Origin of the sequence: Lactobacillus xylocopicola (assembly GCF_033096005.1) — a bacterium.
Classification (GTDB): Bacteria; Bacillota; Bacilli; order Lactobacillales; family Lactobacillaceae; genus Lactobacillus; species Lactobacillus xylocopicola.
The window spans coordinates 987,755-1,008,499 of sequence record NZ_AP026803.1 but is presented as its reverse complement, the minus strand read 5'-3'; the positions used below and the strand labels follow the sequence as shown (position 1 = coordinate 1,008,499).

18 protein-coding genes are annotated in these 20,745 nt (G+C 44.4%); 16 read left to right on the top strand and 2 right to left on the bottom strand.

Annotated elements, in window-relative coordinates; genetic code table 11:
- Positions 1-9 precede the first annotated feature (9 nt).
- Together recN and R8389_RS04995 are read left to right on the top strand one after the other, a co-directional pair.
- Entirely contained in the window at positions 10-1,698 is a 1,689-nt protein-coding gene (recN, locus tag R8389_RS05000) for a DNA repair protein RecN (RefSeq protein WP_317636947.1), read from the top strand.
- Positions 1,695-2,588: a GNAT family N-acetyltransferase gene (locus R8389_RS04995; protein WP_317636946.1), complete on the top strand. Its 894-nt coding sequence runs from the start codon at positions 1,695-1,697 to the stop codon at positions 2,586-2,588. The genes recN and R8389_RS04995 overlap by 4 nt, the downstream gene beginning before the upstream one ends.
- A gap of 50 nt (positions 2,589-2,638) precedes the next feature.
- Here R8389_RS04995 and R8389_RS04990 read toward each other — a convergent pair whose 3' ends face one another.
- Positions 2,639-2,914: a hypothetical protein gene (locus R8389_RS04990; protein ID WP_317636945.1), complete on the bottom strand. Its 276-nt coding sequence runs from the start codon at positions 2,912-2,914 to the stop codon at positions 2,639-2,641.
- A gap of 217 nt (positions 2,915-3,131) precedes the next feature.
- Between R8389_RS04990 and gmk the strand changes: the two genes are divergently transcribed.
- From gmk to R8389_RS04935, 11 genes are all read left to right on the top strand, one after another.
- A complete protein-coding gene (gmk, locus tag R8389_RS04985) occupies positions 3,132-3,746 on the top strand; it encodes a guanylate kinase (RefSeq protein WP_317636944.1) in 615 nt (204 codons plus the stop codon).
- A 1-nt stretch (position 3,747) separates the two neighbouring features.
- Positions 3,748-3,957, top strand: a complete 210-nt coding sequence (gene rpoZ, locus R8389_RS04980) for a DNA-directed RNA polymerase subunit omega (protein ID WP_317636943.1) — start codon at positions 3,748-3,750, stop codon at positions 3,955-3,957.
- Between the two features lie 65 nt (positions 3,958-4,022).
- On the top strand, positions 4,023-6,422 hold the full coding sequence (priA, locus tag R8389_RS04975) for a primosomal protein N' (RefSeq protein ID WP_317636942.1): 2,400 nt from the start codon (positions 4,023-4,025) through the stop codon (positions 6,420-6,422).
- A 14-nt stretch (positions 6,423-6,436) separates the two neighbouring features.
- Positions 6,437-7,381, top strand: coding sequence for a methionyl-tRNA formyltransferase (gene fmt / locus R8389_RS04970; RefSeq protein ID WP_317636941.1), 945 nt, complete (start codon positions 6,437-6,439; stop codon positions 7,379-7,381).
- The gene (gene rsmB / locus R8389_RS04965; RefSeq protein WP_317636940.1) at positions 7,368-8,690 is read left to right on the top strand and encodes a 16S rRNA (cytosine(967)-C(5))-methyltransferase RsmB; all 1,323 of its coding nucleotides are present in this window, start codon (positions 7,368-7,370) and stop codon (positions 8,688-8,690) included. Before fmt ends, rsmB begins: the two co-directional genes overlap by 14 nt.
- Before the next feature lie 3 nt (positions 8,691-8,693).
- A complete protein-coding gene (locus tag R8389_RS04960; protein ID WP_317636939.1) occupies positions 8,694-9,443 on the top strand; it encodes a Stp1/IreP family PP2C-type Ser/Thr phosphatase in 750 nt (249 codons plus the stop codon).
- Positions 9,440-11,422, top strand: coding sequence for a Stk1 family PASTA domain-containing Ser/Thr kinase (gene pknB / locus R8389_RS04955; RefSeq protein WP_317636938.1), 1,983 nt, complete (start codon positions 9,440-9,442; stop codon positions 11,420-11,422). The genes R8389_RS04960 and pknB overlap by 4 nt, the downstream gene beginning before the upstream one ends.
- A 2-nt stretch (positions 11,423-11,424) precedes the next feature.
- A complete protein-coding gene (gene rsgA, locus R8389_RS04950) occupies positions 11,425-12,312 on the top strand; it encodes a ribosome small subunit-dependent GTPase A (RefSeq protein WP_317636937.1) in 888 nt (295 codons plus the stop codon).
- Positions 12,313-12,323: 11 nt separating this feature from the next.
- Positions 12,324-12,971, top strand: coding sequence for a ribulose-phosphate 3-epimerase (rpe, locus tag R8389_RS04945; RefSeq protein WP_317636936.1), 648 nt, complete (start codon positions 12,324-12,326; stop codon positions 12,969-12,971).
- A complete protein-coding gene (locus R8389_RS04940; protein WP_317636935.1) occupies positions 12,968-13,654 on the top strand; it encodes a thiamine diphosphokinase in 687 nt (228 codons plus the stop codon). The genes rpe and R8389_RS04940 overlap by 4 nt, the downstream gene beginning before the upstream one ends.
- A gap of 373 nt (positions 13,655-14,027) precedes the next feature.
- On the top strand, positions 14,028-16,199 hold the full coding sequence (locus R8389_RS04935) for a BspA family leucine-rich repeat surface protein (protein ID WP_317636934.1): 2,172 nt from the start codon (positions 14,028-14,030) through the stop codon (positions 16,197-16,199).
- Between the two features lie 109 nt (positions 16,200-16,308).
- On the opposite strand, the gene rpmB is transcribed toward R8389_RS04935, so the two are convergent.
- Positions 16,309-16,494 (bottom strand): 50S ribosomal protein L28, encoded by a 186-nt coding sequence (gene rpmB / locus R8389_RS04930; protein ID WP_317636933.1) that lies wholly within the window; start codon positions 16,492-16,494, stop codon positions 16,309-16,311.
- Positions 16,495-16,658: 164 nt separating this feature from the next.
- On the opposite strand from rpmB, the gene R8389_RS04925 reads away from it, so the two are divergent.
- Genes R8389_RS04925 through recG form a run of 3 tightly spaced genes read left to right on the top strand, consistent with a single transcriptional unit; the run spans position 16,659 to position 20,740 of the window.
- The gene (locus tag R8389_RS04925; RefSeq protein ID WP_317636932.1) at positions 16,659-17,021 is read left to right on the top strand and encodes an Asp23/Gls24 family envelope stress response protein; all 363 of its coding nucleotides are present in this window, start codon (positions 16,659-16,661) and stop codon (positions 17,019-17,021) included.
- A gap of 21 nt (positions 17,022-17,042) precedes the next feature.
- The gene (locus R8389_RS04920) at positions 17,043-18,701 is read left to right on the top strand and encodes a DAK2 domain-containing protein (RefSeq protein WP_317636931.1); all 1,659 of its coding nucleotides are present in this window, start codon (positions 17,043-17,045) and stop codon (positions 18,699-18,701) included.
- A 2-nt stretch (positions 18,702-18,703) separates the two neighbouring features.
- Complete coding sequence (gene recG / locus R8389_RS04915) at positions 18,704-20,740, top strand: ATP-dependent DNA helicase RecG (protein WP_317636930.1); 2,037 nt, start codon at positions 18,704-18,706, stop codon at positions 20,738-20,740.
- Positions 20,741-20,745: the final 5 nt, after the last annotated feature.

Here is a 20,745-nt window from a genome sequence, read left to right as displayed (position 1 = left end):
GAGAAGAAGATGCTAGTTGAACTGGATATTAAGAACTTCGCGATTATTAAGGCACTGAAGGTTCGCTTTCAAGAAAATATGACGGCCCTAATTGGAGAAACCGGTGCTGGTAAGTCAATTATTATTGATGCGGTGTCACTCTTAATGGGTGGTCGCGGGCAAAAAGAAATGATTCGTAGTGGCGAAAAAAAGGCGGTTGTGACGGGTCTATTTGATGTTAATCAGGGAGCGGAACAGATTACCAAGCTTTGCGCTCAATATGGCTTGCCAGCTTCCGATGGCCAACTCGTCATCAGCCGGGAATTAACCAAGGGACGCAGCGTTGTGCGCATTAACGGTCAGTTAACGACGACCAACGTGCTGCGCGAACTAGGCAATTACTTAGTTGATATCCATGGCCAGAATGACCAGCAGATCCTAATGGATCAAGACCGGCAAATCGACTTGGTGGATAACTATGCTCCATCAGAATTCAAAGACCGGTTGGCGCAATACCAGGTAGACTTTAAAAAATGGCAAAACTTGTCAACGCGGCTAGAACACCTACATCAGGATGCCCAAGCACTTGCTCAAAAACAGGATATTTTAACCTTTCAAAATGATGAACTAACTGCTGCTGACTTGAATGATCCTGAAGAAGATGAGCAACTTGAACAAGAATATACTGAGCTCAACAATTACCAAAAGATTGTTGAGACAGCTAATTATTTAATGCAGTTATATGACGACGATGAACACGGTCTTGAAGCGCTACTGGGCAACGCTCAAAGTGCTGCTAATGAATTGGCAGAATACGGAGACAAGTTTAAGGACATCGCTAAGACAATTGATGACGGTGTCTTTGCGCTGAGTGATGCACGTAGCGCGTTAACTAATGTTCTCGATGGAATGGACTTCGATGGTGAACGCTTCCAGTATGTCTCTAACCGCCTCGACTTGCTTAATTCACTCAAAAAAAAGTATGGTCCGACTCTGCAAGATGTCTTTACCTTCTACGAAAAAGTGCAGGATGAACTGAGCCACTATGAAACGGGGGGTTTGGACGAGGAAAAGTTGCAAAAGCAGCTTACCAAACTCGAGGACAAACTGACCGCGGAAGCTGCAGCTTTACATGAAACCAGGAAAAAAGTTGCTGATCAGTTGGAGGAGCAAATTAAGCAGGAACTAGCTGATTTGTATATGGCCAAATCCCGCTTTGCCATCGCTTTTTCTGCTGCTAAATCGTTTACCAATAAAGGTACGGATGAACTGGTTTTTTTGATTGCTCCTAACCCCGGTGAAGAGTTACTGCCACTGGTTAAGATTGTTTCCGGAGGTGAGCAATCGCGGCTCATTTTGGCCCTCAAGGCAATTTTTAGCAGGGTAGAGCCAGTTGCCACCATGATTTTTGATGAAATTGATACTGGTGTCTCCGGCCGTGTTTCAGCTGCAATCGGGCAAAAGTTGCACTCGATCGGTGAGCATAAGCAGGTGATTGCAATTACCCACTCGCCACAGGTGGCCGCCGCTGGTGATCAGAAATACCTGGTAGCCAAGGAAGTTAAGGAAGGCGCTACCTATACCCAAATTGGCCCCTTGACGCAAGCAGAAACCGTTACGGCAATTGCAGAAATGATGGCCGGCAGTAATGTTACTAAGGCGGCCAAGCAAAATGCCAAGGACTTAATGAAGAATTTTAACAGGAAAAAGAAAAAATGAATTATGTTGAAAAAGTTAGCCTTAATCCTACCGAAGTAGCGCAGGCTAAAGAATTAACCCAAAAGGTCCATGCAGCTGATGGCACCTATGAAGATATCTATTTGAGTAATCGCTATAATTATTTCGCTGAAATGCCAACCTTTGTGCTGGCTTATGAGGCCAGCAAGTTGGTAGGTCTGACTATGCTCTATGCCGATGATGAACCAGACGAAGTGGTTGATGTGCATCTTGAAGTGGCTCCTGATTTCCGGCGGCGCGGAATTGCTAAGGAAATGCTAGTGCGGGCAGAGAAAATTTTAGGTGGCTATGGTTATCACAACTATAATTACGTTTCTGAAAAAAACTTCTTGGAGCAGAACTCAGACTTCTTGCTAAAGACGGGCTTAGTAATTAAGGACCGCACATATAACATGCGCACCAAAAGTCCGCTGCGGGTTGGTCCAACTGATCAGTTGGACCAGACGTTAGCAGTAAATGAGTTAAAACAAGCTGATGTAGCTGAAGTTGCTAAGTTCCACAGTAAAGCCTTTGGCGATAACCTAACTTCATCGACCAAGTATATCGAAGAAGGTTTGCAAAATGAAGAAACGAGCAGCTTTGTGTTGCTCTACCAAAACAAAATTGTGGGCTATTGCGCCGTTGAGTTGGGCAGTTATGATTATTTCTTTGGTTTGTTTATTGCCTCGGCGGTTCGTAATCGCGGCTTTGCCACCTTTTTTGTCAAAAAAATGACGCAGCTTCTCCAGCAAAAGGGCTCAAAGGAATTTGTCTTGGACGTTGAGACAGATAATACTGCAGCAATTCATGCGTACCAGAATGCTGGCTTTAAGATCAATGGCGAGACGGATTACTTGGAGCAGAAGGCAGGTAAAAGTTCCGGTCTTAAGTAAGATTTGCTAGTAATTAGTCAAACTTCTGTTCAAGTTATAGAAACGTGTTTTTAGGCCAGATCAATGCGGAAAATATCATCGAGATCAACCACATGCAGTAGTTTTTGATTAGCTGAACGCAAGACGAAGCGGCCAACTGAAAGACGTTTGGTAATTTGACCAATTTCACAGCGGCCATCGCGATAACTTAGCAAGACATCTACCCGGTAGAGCATTGCCCGGTCGAGCATTGTGAGAATTTCATGTTGATATTGGCTGTAGATACTCAATTTTTCGTCATCATAGGCAAATAAGTAATGATAGATTTTTTTAAGTGTATTTTTCATCTGTTCACCCTGCAAAATTTCCGAACTCTTGTTTGATTGATTACATTATAAGAACATTTGTTTTAAAAAACAAGCTTTTTACGAAAGTTTATTTTAGTTGATCGAGAAATTTTGATTTTTTTCTTGCTAATCAGCGATTGTCTGAATGGTCAGAACTTGAAAAACTTTCCCTTTTAGTGCAAACTAGAGGTAATTGCTTTGGATAGGGGAGTATGGCATGGCAGAAAAAGGTTTGTTACTTGTCCTTTCGGGACCTTCTGGAGTTGGCAAAGGAACCGTTAAAAGTGCGATTGTTGATAATAAAGTTTTTCCATTTGAATATTCGGTTTCAATGACAACTAGAAAGCCCAGACCAGGTGAGGTGGACGGTCAGGATTATTTCTTTGTCAGTGAAGCCCAATTTAAAGCGGCTATTGACCAGGGGCAGTTGCTAGAATACAACCAATACGTCAACCATTATTATGGTACCCCACTTGTACCAGTGAAAAAGATGCTGGCTGAGGGTAAAGATGTCTTACTGGAAATTGACGTGAATGGTGCCCGTAAGGTACGGGAAAAGATGCCAGATGGGGTCTTTATCTTTTTGACTCCACCGGACCTGCACACTTTGCACCTGCGCCTAGAAAACCGGGGTACGGAACCAGAAGACGTGATTATGGGTCGAATTAACCAGGCCCGTACCGAAATTTTGGTCATGCAAGACTATGACTATGCTGTGGTTAATGATACAGTGGCCAATGCGGTTGACCATATTAAGGCAATCGTAGATGCGGAACATGTTAGTGTTAAACGCGTTATTGATACTTATCGAAAAATGGTTAGGGAGAATTAAGATGAGAGTTACATATCCATCAATTGACAAATTATTAGACCGCGTGGATTCACGCTATTCATTATCTGTGCTAGCGGCAAAACGGGCACATGAGTTAGAAGACGGTGTTCCGGAGGCCTTAAAAGAATACCAATCACTAAAGCCGGTTGGTAAAGCCTTAGAAGAAATAGAAGCTGGCAAGGTTACTGTTGATTCTAATCAGATTGGTTAATCAACAGTTGGTTAAATTTATGACCCCCATCCAAAAGATGGAGGTCATTTTTTGAAGGTGATTGCATGATTGCGCAAATTATTGTTGACATTGCAGCTAAACAGACAGACCGCATTTTTGAATATCATGTGCCAGACGAACTAACCGAGCTTGAAGTGGGTTCGCGTGTTTTTGTACCTTTTGGTCCACGTAAATTGCAGGGCTTTGTGGTTGGCTTAACCAAAGAAAGTCACTTTCAGGGTAAGCTAAAGGATTTACTGGTGGTGGTCGATGAGCTGCCACCGCTGACGCCTGAGCTAGTTGACCTATCAAAAGCGCTAGCTGATGAGATTTTTGCTTATCGCATTGCGCTTTTGAAGGCAATGCTGCCACGGGTAATGCGCGCAAATTACCGCAAAATCTTGACACCGGTGTCAGCAGCAGCTAAGCGGCTACCTTTTTTTAGCGGTGATCCAGTAGATCTGAACAAGATTACTGATAATAAAGAAATCGCCTATATTCGCAAGCTCTTGCGCAGCGGAGACGCAGAAGTTGAATATATCGTTGAAAATCGGGCACGGGTCAAGACCCAAAGCTGCTACGCTGCACCTTTGGCGGTAGCCCAATACCGTAAAATTTATGAAGGTCTACGCGCCAATGCCTTAAAGCAGCAACAATTGTTAATGTACCTAATTGAGCACAGTGATGATTTTCCCATGCTGCAGCATGACCTGGAACGTGCTGCTGGCGTTCAAACTGGGACGCTAACTGCTGCCGTTAAAAAGGGTTGGCTGAAAAAAGCAGCAACTGAAGTCTATCGAGATCCACTGGCAGAATTCAATGAGCAAACATCGTCGCCAGTCAAGCTGCGCTTAAACCAGGAACAGGAAGCCGCTTTGCAGCAGATCAAGCCGGCAATCGAAAACCAACAAGCCCAAACTTTTTTGCTTGAAGGTGTAACTGGTAGTGGCAAAACCGAAGTTTACCTGCACGCAATCAGTCATGCCCTGTCTGCCGGTCAAAATGCTCTGATGCTTGTACCAGAAATCTCGCTGACCCCGCAGATGGTTGACCAGGTTCGGAGCCGCTTCGGCAGCGAGGTTGCTGTTTTACACAGTGGCTTGTCTGAAGGCGAACTCTACGATGAATGGCGGCGCATTCGGCGCGGCGAAGTGCGGGTCGTGGTTGGTGCCCGCAGTGCCGTTTTTGCTCCGCTAACTAATATTGGTCTGATTGTCATTGATGAAGAGCATGAAGCGACCTATAAGCAGGAGGATAACCCGCGTTACCATGCTCGAGATGTGGCTATTTGGCGGAGTAAGTATAATTCTTGTCCGTTAGTGCTGGGCAGTGCAACACCTTCATTAGGCAGTCGCGCCCGGGCACAAAAAGGCGTTTATCAACTCTTGCAACTGCCTAAGCGTGCTAACCAACAAGCGTTGCCAGAGGTTCAGGTAATTGACTTAAAAAAGACAAATTTTAGTGGAACACAATTTGATCTGTCGAATCAACTGGTTGACGCAATTAAAGTTCGCCTAAAACGGCAAGAACAGATTATCTTAATGCTTAACCGGCGAGGCTTTGCCAACTTTATGCTGTGCCGGGAATGTGGTTATGTAATGCAATGTCCCAATTGTGACCTGTCACTGACCATGCATAAAGATACGGGGCAAATGCAGTGCCACTATTGCGGTTATACGATTCCTATTCCGCAAACGTGTCCTAATTGCCAGAGCCCTCAAATTCGTTTTTTGGGAACAGGTACGCAAAAGGTAGAAGAAGAGTTGCAAGAGCTGGTGCCGGAGGCGCGGATTTTACGGATGGATGTTGATACGACCAGGCGGAAAGGCAGTTTTAAAAAGATGCTTGATGCCTTTGGTGACCACGAGGCTGATATTTTACTAGGTACCCAGATGATTGCTAAGGGGCTAGACTTTCCCAATGTCACACTGGTCGGAGTGGTTAATGCCGATACGGGTTTGTGGCTTCCTGACTACAATGCCTCCGAGCGTACTTTTGAGCTTTTGACTCAAGTTGCTGGTCGGGCTGGTCGCTCAGCCAAAACGGGTGAGGTGCTTATCCAGACCTTTAACCCCGACCACTATGCAATTAAACTGGCGCAAACGCAGGATTATGAGCGCTTTTATGCGTATGAAATGAAAGTGCGCCACGCCGGGAATTATCCGCCATACTTTTATACCGTACTTGTTTCTGTGGCCGCGAAGAAGGCTGAAAATGCAGCCAAAGAAGCTTTCAAGATCAAGACTCAACTTCAGCAGAACCTGCAGCGCTCAACCATTATCTTGGGACCGGCGCCGAGTACAATTTCACGCTTAAAAAATCAATATTATTATCAAATACTGGTAAAATATAAAAAAGAAGATAATTTAAATAGTTTATTGCATCAAATTCAGGCTTCCGCTCAGAAGGTGAAGAAGTACGGCTTAAGTATCTACATTGATAACGAGCCTGAAGGAATTATGTAAAAAGGAGATGCTCAATGACATCAGTGATTTTTATGGGAACGCCAAACTTTGCGGTACCAATTTTAAAGGGACTTGTTGAACATAACTATGAAATTAAGGGCGTTGTTACCCAGCCTGACAAAAAAGTGGGTCGTAAGCAAATAGTGGCCCAAACACCCGTTAAGCAGGCGGCGGAAGAGTTGAAATTACCCGTTTTTCAACCAGATAGATTACCCCGTTCACCAGAGCTGGCGGAACTTATTGACCTGCATGCTGACTTAATTGTAACTGCTGCTTACGGTCAGTTTTTGCCTACCAAGTTTTTGAAATCGGTCAAGATTGCTGCAGTGAACGTTCACGGGTCGCTGCTCCCCAAGTATCGCGGAGGGGCACCAATTCAGTATGCCTTGCTCAAGGGTGAAGCGGAAACCGGTGTAACTATTATGGAGATGGTCAAGGAAATGGATGCTGGTGCTATTTACGCGCAAAAAGTGCTTAAAATTAAGGCAGCTGACACGACTGGCACGCTCTTTGATAAGTTATCGCTGCTTGGTCGCGACTTGCTACTTGAGACCCTGCCGCGAATTATTGCAGATCCGACGGACAAAACTCCGCAAAATCAGGATCAGGTAACCTTTTCGCCAAACATTAGCAAGGACCAAGAACAAATCAAGGTGACGATGACCGCTCTAGCAGCTAATAACCTCATTAGAGCGCTGAATCCCAGCCCGGGAGCGTATTTGGTGATTGATGGCAAACGGCTCAAAGTTTGGCGGGCCAAGGTTAATTCGCAAAAAACTAACCTGCCGGCTGGTAGTTTAGTTGCAAAAGACGGCCGTTTCGCCCTCAGTTTTGCCCAAGGTACAGTTTTAGATCTGGTTGAAGTGCAGCCTGCAGGAAAAAAGCAAATGCCAGTGAAAAACTTTTTGAACGGCCAGGGTAGCAAGTTTACAGTAGGAGAAAAAATTGTCGACGACTAAAAGTGCTCGTGCTGTCGCCTTAGCAACTTTAATCCGTGTCTGGCGTGACGGCTCATATTCAAATATTAGTTTAAATAATAGTTTTCGCTCCTCTGACTTGTCGCAGACAGATCGTAATTTCACGACTCGCCTGGTTTACGGTACAATCCAAGAAAAAATCTATTTAGAGTTCCAGCTGCAAGATTTGGTTAAAACCAAGCTCAAGGAAGATTACCTGTGGCCATTATTGTTAATGTCGGCTTACCAGTTGCTTTTTATGGACAAGGTACCCAACCGGGCAGTCTTAAATGAGGCCAACATACTGGCCAAGCAATTTGGCAAACCACACTCTACTGGTTTTAAGATTGTCAACGGTATTCTACGTGCCTTGCTCAGACGGGGCAGGGTGCTGCCGCAGGTGACGGCACCTGACTACTTGGTGGTTAAGGAGAGCATGCCCGTTTGGCTAGTCCAGTATTTGGTGGACCATTGGGGCGCGGAGCGGGCGGCCAGCATTCTGGCCAGTGTCAATGAACCAGCCAAAAACACCGTACGGATTTCCCAATTAGTTTCGGCTACAGAGGTCGTAACCGCACTGAACGACTTGGGTTTTGCTCCCTGTGAATCGCAAATGACCGCCCAAGAAGTTGTTTTAGACCATGGCGGAATCAGTGATTCAGAGCTGTTCAAAGAAGGAAAATTGACAATTCAAGACGAAGCTGCTAGTTTAGCAGTGAGTGCATTCAATTTCACTGGGGATGAAGAGGTACTTGACGCATGTAGCGCTCCGGGCGGCAAAACCATTCAGCTGGCTGAACAATTGTCCGCAGGGCGAGTTACTGCCCTAGATATTCACCAAAACAAACTGCGTTTAGTGCAAAAAAGCAGTCAGAGAATGAATGTTGCAAGTAAAGTAAAAACTCAGAAAATGGATGCCAGATTCGCAAAAGAGGTCTTTCAACCGGGGCAATTTGACAAAATATTGGTTGATGCGCCATGTTCAGGATTAGGTCTGTTGCGGCGCAAACCGGAAATCAGGTATAACAAGAGTCTTGCTGATTTGACTAAGTTGCAAAAAGTGCAGCTGGCAATTCTAAATCAGGTAAGTTCACTTTTGAATGATAAAGGCGAGTTAGTTTATTCTACTTGCACTTTTACGGTTGAAGAGGATGAGTATGTGGTCCAAGCCTTTTTAAGCGATAATCCCCAATTTAAGTTGCAACCGTTTGAGACCGGGAAAATTGCTGCTCCTAACGGTATGGTTAAAATCCTGCCGGATGAATATGGCAGCGACGGTTTTTTCATTGCTAAATTTGTAGTGCGAGGTTAAGTTTTGATCGAAACAGCATTTGCTTCAAGTATCGGACGGATACGGAAGAGCAATCAGGACTTTGTCCAGGTTTTTAAGAATAAAAAGGGAGCCACCATGGCGGTGGTCTGTGATGGAATGGGCGGTCACCAGGGTGGTGATGTTGCTTCAACGATGGCGGTCCGCCACCTAGGGCATAGCTTTAGTACGACTGACTTTTTTGATTGTCAAAGTGCGCGCCAATGGTTAGATGTCCAGCTGAGTGCTGAAAATGAAACTATCTTGAAGACTGCTGACCGCTTTCCTGACCTTAATGGGATGGGAACGACGATTGTGTTGGCCATCGCTTTTAAAGGCGAAGCATTGATTGCTCATTTAGGTGATTCGCGGGCCTATGGCTACACCAATGGTGAGTTTATGCAGTTGGTTGAAGACCATTCGCTAGTTAATGAATTAGTGAAGATGGGGCAGATTACCAAGCAACAGGCGCGCAATCATCCGCAAAAAAATATCATTACCCAGTCACTTGGTGTTTCTAGTACAATCAATCCGGAATATCGGCAGATCGAGCTGAACGATCATGATTTAATCTTATTATGCACGGATGGACTCAATAATTCGCTTAGTGATCCTCAAATTCAGCAGATTTTGGCGACCAAGGAGTTATCGCTCAAAGACCGTTGTCATAAGCTAATTAACGAGGCTAACCGCTTAGGTGGTGGAGATAATATCACTGTCTGTCTAGTGCTGCATGAAGGCGGTGAGCAGCAATGATCACCAAGGGTTACTTACTAGGAGACCGCTATCGTATCGTTGATACACTGGGTGAGGGCGGCATGGCCAATGTCTATTTGGCTGAAGACATTATTTTAGAACGTAAAGTTGCCGTCAAAATCTTGCGTTTGGATTTACAAAAGGAACCCCAGACCCTGGCCCGTTTTCAGCGGGAGGCTTTGGCGACTAGTGAATTAAGTCATCCTAATATTGTGATGGTCTTAGATGTGTCGACCGATCACGGTATTCCATATATGGTCATGGAATATGTTGATGGTCCAGACCTTAAAGAGTATATCAGGCAAAATTCGCCACTGGATTTGCATAATGTTATCCGCATTATGAATCAAATATTGAGCGCAATGACCTTAGCCCACAAGCATAACGTAATTCATCGTGACCTTAAGCCGCAAAATATTCTGATGGATAAGCGCGGCAATATCAAAATTGCCGACTTTGGTATTGCCGTAGCATTGAACCAAAATTCTGTCACGCAAACAAATTCTGTAGTAGGTTCGGTTCACTATATGTCACCCGAACAGACTCGCGGAGGCATGGTAACTAAGCAATCTGATATCTATTCCTTGGGCATAATCCTGTATGAGTTAATTACGGGTTCAGTACCCTTTAGTGGTGACTCTGCAGTCTCAGTGGCACTAAAGCACGCCCAGGAACCAATTCCAGCAATTAAGCAAAAGGACACTAAGGTTCCCCAGGCTCTTGAAAATGTTGTGCTTAAAGCAACAGCCAAAAATCCCCGTGACCGTTATTATTCAGCCAGTGAAATGAAGGCAGATTTAGACACAAGTCTTGATCCGGCACGGGCTAATGAACCAATCTTTTCTGCTAATGATGGGCTGAATAATGACGAAACGATTATTTTGCCTAATTTCAAGCTTAATAATGATGCTGGTCCAGACCGAGACGAGGCCAAGCAGGCAGACCAAGAAAAAGACCAGGAAACTACCAAGCAGGCGCTCCAGGCCGGTAAATTTCAAAATTTACGTAACCATAAGTGGTGGTGGCTGTTTATCGGTTTGGCTGCAATACTGGTTGTTGGGTTGATGGTATTTGTGCTGTCTAACCGTAATGGCGGTGAGGTACGCATTCCTGATGTGACCAACTTAACTGAAAGAAGTGCGCGGGCTAAACTAGAAAGCGTGGGGTTAAAGGTTGGCCGTATCAAGCATCGTGAGTCTAACAGTATTGATCAAGGCCGAGTAATTGAGACTAGGCCAACTGCAGGTGAACAAATTAAGCGCGGCCGGATAATTGACCTTTATATTTCCGCTGGTGCCGGCATGGCCCGTGTACCCGACGTTACCGGTGATGATTACCAAGAAGCGGTCGATAAGCTGGAAAAGATGGGCTTTGAAGTTATTAAGGAGAGTCGCTTTTCTGCTAGCGTTCCCGCCAATCATGTCATTAGCCAGAGTATCGCTGCTGGGGTTGAGGTTAAACCGAACCAGACCACAATTACGCTGAGTGTGTCCAAAGGACAAAATGACCACCTGAGAGACACCATTAAACTGCCTAATCTAAAAAATCGCTCACTTAAAGAGGCTAAAGAATATGCACGTCAGCATGGCCTAACCTTGCAAGTCAGTCAGACTTATTCTGATAAGGTCAAGAAGGGGATGATCGTGGAGATGAGTCCTAACCCAGGTACCAGGGTACCACGTGGCAGCACCATTACCATTAGTGTCTCTGAAGGTGCAAAGAAAAAGAGTGATGATACGACGATTAGGACGTTCTCAGTCACTTACGAAAAAGATGAAAATAATGATGAAGACCACCAAGGCAATCATGTGCAAATCTATATTGCCGACGACAACCACTCGGCCAGCAATGTTTACCGTGACCTTTATATTAAGCGAGACATGAACTTTTCTATTCCGTTCCACCTAAAGGAAGGTGCGGGCTCCTTGCGGGTTGTCCGTGATGGTCAAACGATTTTGAACCAGAAGGTAAGCAAATAACGATGACAGCAGAAGGTATTGTAGTCGGCTTAATAGCTGGCTTTTACGATGTTTTGACAAGCCAGCAGGTAGTTCGAACTAGGGCGCGGGGCGTTTTTCGCAAAAATAAATTGAAACCTACAGTTGGTGATCGGGTCAAAATTCAAATTGACGATCAGGGAACAAATTACTTGCTTGAAGTTTTCCCCCGTAGCAACTTGATTGGTCGACCAGCATTGGCTAACGTCGATCACGTTTTGCTAGTAATGTCAGCCGTTGAACCGGATTTTTCGCTGCAATTGCTTGATCGATTTTTAACCTTTTTTGCTTGGCAGCAGGTTGCAGTTAGTATTTACCTATCTAAGGGAGACCTGACCGGTGAAAAAGCGCTGACGCACCTTAAAAGCGACCTTGATTACTACCAAGCAATTGGTTATCCCGTTTTTGATGACTGGTCGGGTCTAGCAGTCAAGCTACCGGAAGCAATTGGCCCAGAGCAAATTTGGACACTAGCGGGTCAATCTGGGGCAGGTAAGTCGACACTGATTAACCACCTTAAAAAGGACCTAAGCCAGGAAACCGCGGCAATATCGACTAGTCTCAACCGGGGTAAGCACACGACGCGGACCGTACAATTGTTCAACCTGGGCAAGGGTTTTCTGGCTGACACCCCAGGCTTCTCTGCAATTGACCTAACTCCCATTAAGGTCAATGAACTTGGTAATTACTTTGTCGAGTTCAAACGAGCTAGTAGCCAGTGCAAGTTTCGCACCTGCCAGCACCTCAAGGAACCCAAGTGTGAGGTCAAGCGACTGGTTGAACTGGGCCTGATTAAGCGGAGTCGATACGATGACTACTTGCTAATGCGGACGGCAATTGCTAATGGCCAGTTGCCGGAGTATTTAAAATAAGGAGAAAAAGCTTGATTGCACCTTCAATTCTAAACATTAATAATTTGAACTTAGAAGCAGATCTTAAAAAAGCGGCTAAAGCTGGCATCACCCGTTTCCATATTGATATCATGGACGGTCACTTTGTGCCGAACCTGTCCTTTGGTCCCCAACTAGTCAGTGATTTTAAACATGCCTTTCCCAACCTTGAGGCCGAGATTCACTTGATGAGCAATAATCCCGGAGTTTTAGTGCCAGCCTTTGTGAAGGCTGGGGCCGACCTAGTGCTGCTGCATTATGAGGCCATGAACGAAGCGGAAGTCAATGGATGGCTAGATTACTTGCATGAACACCAGGTGCAGGCGGGACTGGTGTTGAACCCGGACACGCCGGTTGCCGTTTTGTCCCAGTTTGCTGCTAAACTTGATCAGGTGTTGATAATGACCGTTTATCCAGGTTTTGGCGGGCAAAAATATCTTCCTGAGTCGGCTGATCGAATTCAGCAGGCTAAGCAAGTATTAGGAACAAAAGTTCCGCTTGAAGTTGATGGCGGAATTAACGCCCAAACGGCCAAACTGGCAAAGGAAGCTGGGGCCAATATTTTTGTGGCAGGTTCATACTTGTTCTGCCAAAACACGATTGAGGCACAACTTGCTGAATTAACTGAGGCATTACAATGAGGGCCTGTGCACTTTTAGGGGGCCCCAAGACGCAATGGCCTACCGACCTCCAAGCATTTTTAGCCGCAAGGCAAGCAGCTGGAGACTTACTCATTGGTGTTGATCGCGGCAGTCTTTTGCTGGAAGAATTGAATCTGGTTCCCGACTTGGCAGTTGGAGACTTTGACTCACTTAAGAAGACCGAATTAGCCCAAATAGAAGAGAATGTTCCCGATCTACGCTACTCGATTCCAGAAAAAGATTTTACCGATGCCGAGCTAGCAACTAAATATGCTTTTGTCGACTATCAGGTTGATGCCTTAACCTTATATGGGGCAACGGGAGGCCGGCTCGATCATTTTTTAACTAATCTTCTGATGGTAGTTAAGTCAGATTTTAGTCAATATGCCGAGAATATCGAGTTGGTCGACCAGCAAAATGAGCTACGTTTTTACTGGCCGGGTCAGCACCTGGTTAACCGCCTGCCAGGGTATACCTATTTTGGTGTTGCCCCCTTAACAGCAGTTACTGGCCTGAGCATTACCGGTGCTAAGTACGAGCTGAATAACTATACTAGTGCAGTTCCACTTTCTTTTGCCTCAAACGAGTTTCTACCGGGCCAGGATGCATTTGACTTGTCTTTTGCTAAAGGCATTGTGGCAGTCATTCAAACTAAGGATATTGACCGGTACCAGAGTATTTGATGCTGAGATTCGGGTAACTGGCCTCCAATTGAGCTCGCGCATATAAGTCGATTGATACCTTGCTATCTTTAAATAAAAGTAGTTAAATATAACTAAATTATTATATTAAAATAATCGCTCTAACAAATTGAGCTGTTTAAAAAATACTCTGTCTAAAGCACATACTGGGTTTTATAAAAAATCACTCAACACTTAAATACTTATGTAACAAAAACTCATTAATCATGGGTTTTTGTTTTTATATATGAAAATTACCTTGAGTATAGATAATAGCAATGATATTATTAGCAAAGTGGATAATATGGGAAAGCAAACACTAGTTAATCAGATAATAACAAAAACATTATTATGGTTATTGAAGGGAACACTTAATATGAAAAAATCTAGTATCCAGCACCAAGGCGAAAAGCTCTTATTTGGGGGCGTCACTGCCATAGGATTGTTTATGCTTAATGCTAAGATCGTGAAGGCAGACGATGTAGTTTTAGAAGAAATGGCGCAGAAATCTCCCAATAAAGGAGGAACAAGCACTGCACCAGAGCTAAATGCAAGCACAAATGAAGCTTCTAATGATACCGCTACTAATACTGGCGCAGCTAAGAGCACAGCGACGGACAGTGCGGCTGCCGTGGCGCCAGCTAAAAGTAATAAACTGACCAGGTCAGTAGTGAATACCAGTTGGAACGGACTCCAAGTTGCCTACGATGATGTTAGTGGTATATTAACAATTCCGGGCGGCACTGCTAGTAACCCAGTTGTGCTTACTAATCCAGATCCGATGGGTGGCTATGTTCCGGGTATCTATACACCAGATATTAAGCAAGTTAAGTTAATAGGACAGTTTAAGCTGATTGGTTCAGTGGATCGTTTGTTTGCTGCCTTAAATAGCGCAACCAGTATTACTGGGTTAGCTAACGTTGATACTTCTGATGTTACTGATATGTTTAATATGTTTGCTAACTGCAACAGTTTAGAAGATATTGATGTCAGTCATTTTGATACCAGTAAAGTTACTAATATGGGACAAATGTTTTTTGCCTGTCACAACCTAAAGAAGGCAGATGTTAGTCATTGGGACACGTCTAAAGTGACTAACATGAGTTTCATGTTTGATCTCAATTATATCAGTGATGGCACTATTCACCGCACGAAACTGACGGAATTAGATGTCAGTCACTTTGATACTTCTCAGGTTACAGACATGAGCCAGATGTTTGCTGGTTGTACGGAGCTTAAGAAGCTGGATGTTAGCCATTTTGACACGTCTAAAGTGACTAACATGCATGACATGTTTGGGGATTGTCATGATCTAACTGAACTGGATGTGACCGGCTTTGACACGTCTAAAGTGACTAACGTCGGCGCTATGTTTAGTGGCTGTGCCAGCTTGGAGGAACTTGATCTGAGCAAGTTCGACATGACAAGTATTAGCAGTTATGGCAAACCGGCTATGGGTTACAAAGACCAGACAACAGTTGGGATGCTTTCTGCTATGCCCAAGCTAAAAATCTTGAAGTTAAGTCCCAAATGTGATGTTAAAAATGCAGAACTTTATAGTTGGTACTATCTAGAGGATGCACCTGTTATGCTCAATCCTAATAGTAAGTGGGTTGGTCTGGCTGGAGGTAAGTTGACTGATGCCAAGGGACCCAATGTCTGGACCCCAGAGGAATTAGTGAATGAGTATCGCCTAGGCACAGACGCGGACACCTATATCCGTTCTGGTCAGCTGATAGCCCACTACCAGGATGAAAGTGGGCAGACGCTGGTACCCACGCGCACAATCCGCGGCTTAATTGATAAAAATTATGACACGGCGGACTATCAGGCAACGATTCCGGGCTACACACTCAAGGAAGTGCAGGGAGATCCAGCCCGAAAGTTTGAAGAGGGTAATGACAAGGAAATTACGTTTGTCTATACCAAGCTACTAATGCCAACCCCAACCGCTACGGTTACCGTTCATTATCAAGATGAGGGCGGACAGACAGTTGCACCAGATGAAGTCTTGAATGGCCCAATTGGTGCTGCATATCAGAGTACGCAGAAAGTGATTCCGGGCTACACCTTTAAGGAGGTGCGCGGGGATGCCAAAGGTTACTTTGCCGCTAACCCGCAAACAGTCAGCTGGGTGTATAGAAAGGATCAGCTTAATTCTCCGATTAGCCCAACATTTCCAGTTAACCCTGTAACTCCCAGTGGACCAGGAAATCCTGTATCGCCGAATGATATAGTAAGCGCCGTGAATCCAAGTGTGCCAGCATTACCGAGTAATAGCAGTCAGGATGATCCAGGTAAAGAACCAAGTACTGGTAAACATGGCAGTACAACTAAATCAGCCAAAGATCCTAGAAATATTTTTTTAAAAGCGAATGACCCAATGACAAATAAAGTTAGTGCTAAAAGCGATCAAAGCAGCAAAACCTTGCCTAAAACGGGTAATAACCAAAAACTGAGTATAGCTACATTAACTCTAGGTGGAGTGCTGGTAATTATTGCCCTTTGCGGCGCCTGGGTCAGTCGCAAGCATCGCTCTAATCAATAAGAAACTAAAAAGCAAGAAACAAAAAAACCATTTTCATACTGTGAAAATGGCTTTTGTTTGAACTGAATAAAAAACTAGTAGAAGTATACTTCTACTAGTTTCATCGTAATTAAACGCGAGTTACTTTACCAGACTTCAAGGTCTTGGTTGAAACCCATACGCGCTTTGGTTTACCATCAACAAGAATACGAACTTTTTGAAGGTTTGGCTTCCAGGTCCGCCGTGATGAATTCAGTGAGTGCGAACGTGTGTTACCAAAAGTGGTCTTTTTACCAGTGATATAATCTTTTGCCATTTGCTAAACCTCCTTTTATCTATGTTTTCATACTCAATTAAGATAGCATATCTTTTTAATCATTGCAACCACAAGATTTTTTAAAGAAGGAATGTTGTATTTCTACTTGCCGACTATGATAAAATAGATACATAATATTGAGAACAATGATACGGAGGATAAACATGGCTGTTAAAATCAAAACGAATAATGGTTTGATTGATATTTCAAACGGAGTAGTTGCAATTGTCGTTGGTTGTGCAGCTACATCGAATTACGGTGTCGTAGGAATGGCCTCGAAGAACGCTTTTCGCGATGGTTTCGACGGCATTCTTAACCGGGCCAATTATAAGCGGGGCGTCGTTGTTAAGTCTGAAGATAATCGGATTACAGTGGATGTTTACATCATTGTTGGCTACGGTCTAAAAATTTCGGAAGTAAGCCGTAATGTGCAGGGCAGTGTTAAGTTCAACTTGAAGAATCAACTTGGGATTGATACAAAAGCTGTTAATGTCATCGTTCAAAGTGTAAAAGTGCTTGACGAATAACTCAAGCGGAGGTTATGGATTTTGGTTTTAAAGGAAATAGATAGTAAAAAATTTAGAGATATGGTTCGTGTGGCTACCCACCGACTGGGACGTAATGCCGAATTTATCGACTCTTTGAACGTCTTCCCAGTTCCTGACGGTGATACTGGGACTAATATGAATTTGACCATTGAAAGTGGCGCCAAGGCTGTAGCTGAAAATACTAGTTCAATGGTTGGCGAACTGACGGAAAGTTTAGCTAAGGGTATGCTGATGGGTGCCCGCGGTAATAGTGGGGTTATTTCTTCGCAACTTTTTAGGGGCTTCTACAAGGCTACGGTGGGCCTGAAGACAATGAATGCCCAAGAACTGGCCAATGCCTTCTCAAATGGTGTTGCAACGGCATATAAGGCCGTCATGAAGCCGGTTGAAGGGACAATCTTGACAGTTGCTCGTGTTGCGGCTCAAGAAGGTGCTAACAAGGCTAATGAAACCGACGACGTTGAAGAGGTACTGACCGCCATCGTTGAAGGAGCTAAGGCTGCTCTAAAGACCACGCCTGACTTACTGCCCGTGCTGAAGCAGGTTGGTGTAGTTGATTCTGGTGGTCAAGGCTTATTGTTTATCTATGAAGGCTTTTTAGAAGGTTTACTCGGTGAGAAATTTACTGACCGCTATCAGCCGGATGAAGGTGAAATGGATGAAATGATCAATGCGATGCACCACCAGTCCGTCCAATCGCAACTGGCCACGCAGGACATTGAGAACGGCTACTGTACGGAGATCATGGTTGATTTAACCGCAGATGTTCCCCACAAAAAACCGTTTAAGCTGGAAGAATTCAGAGAACATCTTTCTGGTCTTGGTGATTCCCTGTTGGCCGTTTCTGATGATGAAGTTGCCAAGGTGCATGTTCATACTGAACATCCAGGTGCCGTCTTCACTTATGGTAGTCAATTTGGTCAACTAGGTAAGATTAAAATTGATAATATGCGTATCCAGCATGAGACAATCGTTAACAACAGTGATGAGGACCAGCAGAGTGTTGAATTTGCGGTTATCGCTGTGGCTTCTGGTAATGGTATTCGTACTTTGTTTGAAAGCGAAGGCGTGAACCGGATTATTTCAGGTGGTCAAACGATGAATCCGTCAACTCAGGATATTATTGATGCAATTAAGAAGTCTGGCGCTAAGAAGGCAATCGTGTTGCCTAATAATGGCAATATTGTCATGGCGGCTAAACAAGCTGCTGAAGTTAGCGACTTGCCTGTTGGTATTGTTCCATCCAAGACTATTTCGCAAGGATTAACGGCAATGTTGTCCTTCGACCCAGACTTGTCGGTTGAGGAGAATGTTGACAATATGACTCAAGCTCTTGCTGATGTTGTTTCTGGCGAAGTTACCCAGGCCAACCGTGATACGACTATCAATGACGTAGAAATCCACCAGAACGACTATCTTGGCATTATTGATGGTGATATTAAGATTGCTGAGACTGATGTGGTGACGGCTGCTTTCGACATGGTTGAAAAAATGCTAGATGAAGATTCAGAAATTATTACCATCATGTTTGGTCGTGATTCGAATGAACGCGAAGCCCAAAAAATTGTTAGTGCTCTTGAAGAAAAGCATGATGAACTTGAGTTTGAAATTCATGACGGCGGTCAGCCAGTATACAACTTCCTGGTTTCTGTAGAATAACAATGGATGCAAAAAAAGTATTTGCTCCCGTAACAAACCTTAAAGGGGTGGGAACAAAGACTGCAGCAGCACTGGGAAGCCTAGGCATTTATAGTATTTATGATTTGTTGTTTTACTTTCCCTTTCGCTATGATGAGCTTCAGACAATCCCGCTTGACCAGATCATGGATGGTCAAAAGGTAATGTTAAAAGGAATAGTAGCGACAGCTGCATTTGTTAGCCGTTTCGGTTATAAGAAGAGCCGACTTAGCTTTAAAATCAGAATTGACCATGATGTTGTCATGGTCAATTTTTTTAATCAACCTTGGCTCAAGGATAAAGTGGAGGTTGGCCAGGAAGTTGCCATCTACGGCAAGTATAATCTGGCCAAGCAGAGCCTTTCAGGCTTTAAGTTTGTTGCTACCAAAGAAAACGATAGCGGAATGGCTCCGATCTATTCAGTTAACCGGCACCTACGGCAAAAAAAGTTACTTGAATTGATTAATCTGGCCCTGACGGATTTTTTACCAGAAGTTGATGATGTAGTGCCAGCTGACTTGCAGCAAAAATATCGTTTGTTGTCTGAACAAGATCTAGTCCAACAAATGCATCACCCCAAAAATGGTCATGAGGCAGAAAGAGCTCGGCGTAGCGCCATCTTTCGTGAATTCTTTATCTTTGAAATGGAATTGACCAGGTTGACTGCCCATAATGAGCATAACCGGGGCATCGCCAAGCACTATGATCTGAAAGAAATAGCTCGCTTAACCGCAATGCTACCTTTTGACTTGTCGGCTGATCAAAAGCATGTCATCAATGAGATTTTTGCTGATATCCACTCGAGCAGGCAGATGGAACGTTTGCTCCAAGGAGATGTCGGATCAGGTAAGACGATTGTAGCCATTTATGCCATCTATGCTGCTATTACGGGTGGTTTTCAAGCGGCGTTGATGGTACCGACTGAAATTTTGGCCAGCCAGCACTTCAAAAAAATCGATGAACTGCTGCGTCCTTTGGGTGTGCGTACTGCACTTTTGACGGGAGCGACCAAAACATTAGAGCGCCGGGAAATCTACCAGGAGTTAACTGATGGCACTATTAATGTGGTCATTGGTACTCATGCGTTGATTCAGCCCAGTGTGATTTTCAAGAGTCTGGGTCTGGTCATTATTGATGAGCAGCACCGCTTCGGAGTGACTCAGCGGCGGTCGCTGATTAACAAGGGGAATGTTCCAGATGTGTTAGCAATGACTGCTACACCAATTCCGCGGACGTTGGCTTTAACTGTTTATGGCGATATGACGCTTTCTGAAATTCGCCACCTCCCGGCTGGGCGTAAGCAGATTATCTCTTCCTGGAAGACCAGTAGCCAGATGGCTGAGGTCTATCGCTTAATGCAGGAGCAACTCGCTGCGGGCTTTCAGATCTATGCGGTTACGCCACTAATAACCGAGTCTGAAGCACTAGACTTAAAAAACGCTGAGGAACTCTATGCTAAGTTGAATCATGATTTTCCGACGCAAGAAGTGGCTTTACTCCACGGTCAGATGACGAGCCCGCAAAAAGATGAAATTATGACAGCCTTTGCCGCGGGTGAGATTGACATTCTGGTCGCAACCAGTGTAATCGAAGTTGGTGTTGATGTCGCTAATGCCAATATGATGGTCATTTATAACGCTGATCGCTTTGGTATGAGTCAATTGCACCAGTTACGTGGCCGAATTGGTCGGGGCCAAACACAAAGTTACTGTGTCTTTCTGGCTGATCCCAAAACTGCCACTGGTAAGGCCCGGATGCAGGCTGTTGCCGCGACTACTGATGGTTTCAAACTAGCAGAAGAAGATCTAAAGATGCGCGGGGAGGGTGATCTTTTCGGAAAAGCCCAGTCTGGTCTGCCTGAATTTCAAGTTGGCAATGTGGTCAATAATTATGAAACTTTGGTTGTGGCCCAGCAAGAAGCTAAGAAGTTGGTCAAAAATGACCCTGAATTACAGCTCCAGACGCATGAAACTTTGAAACAAGTGTTAGAATATAAACAACTACAGCAAGAACGAACTTAGAGAGA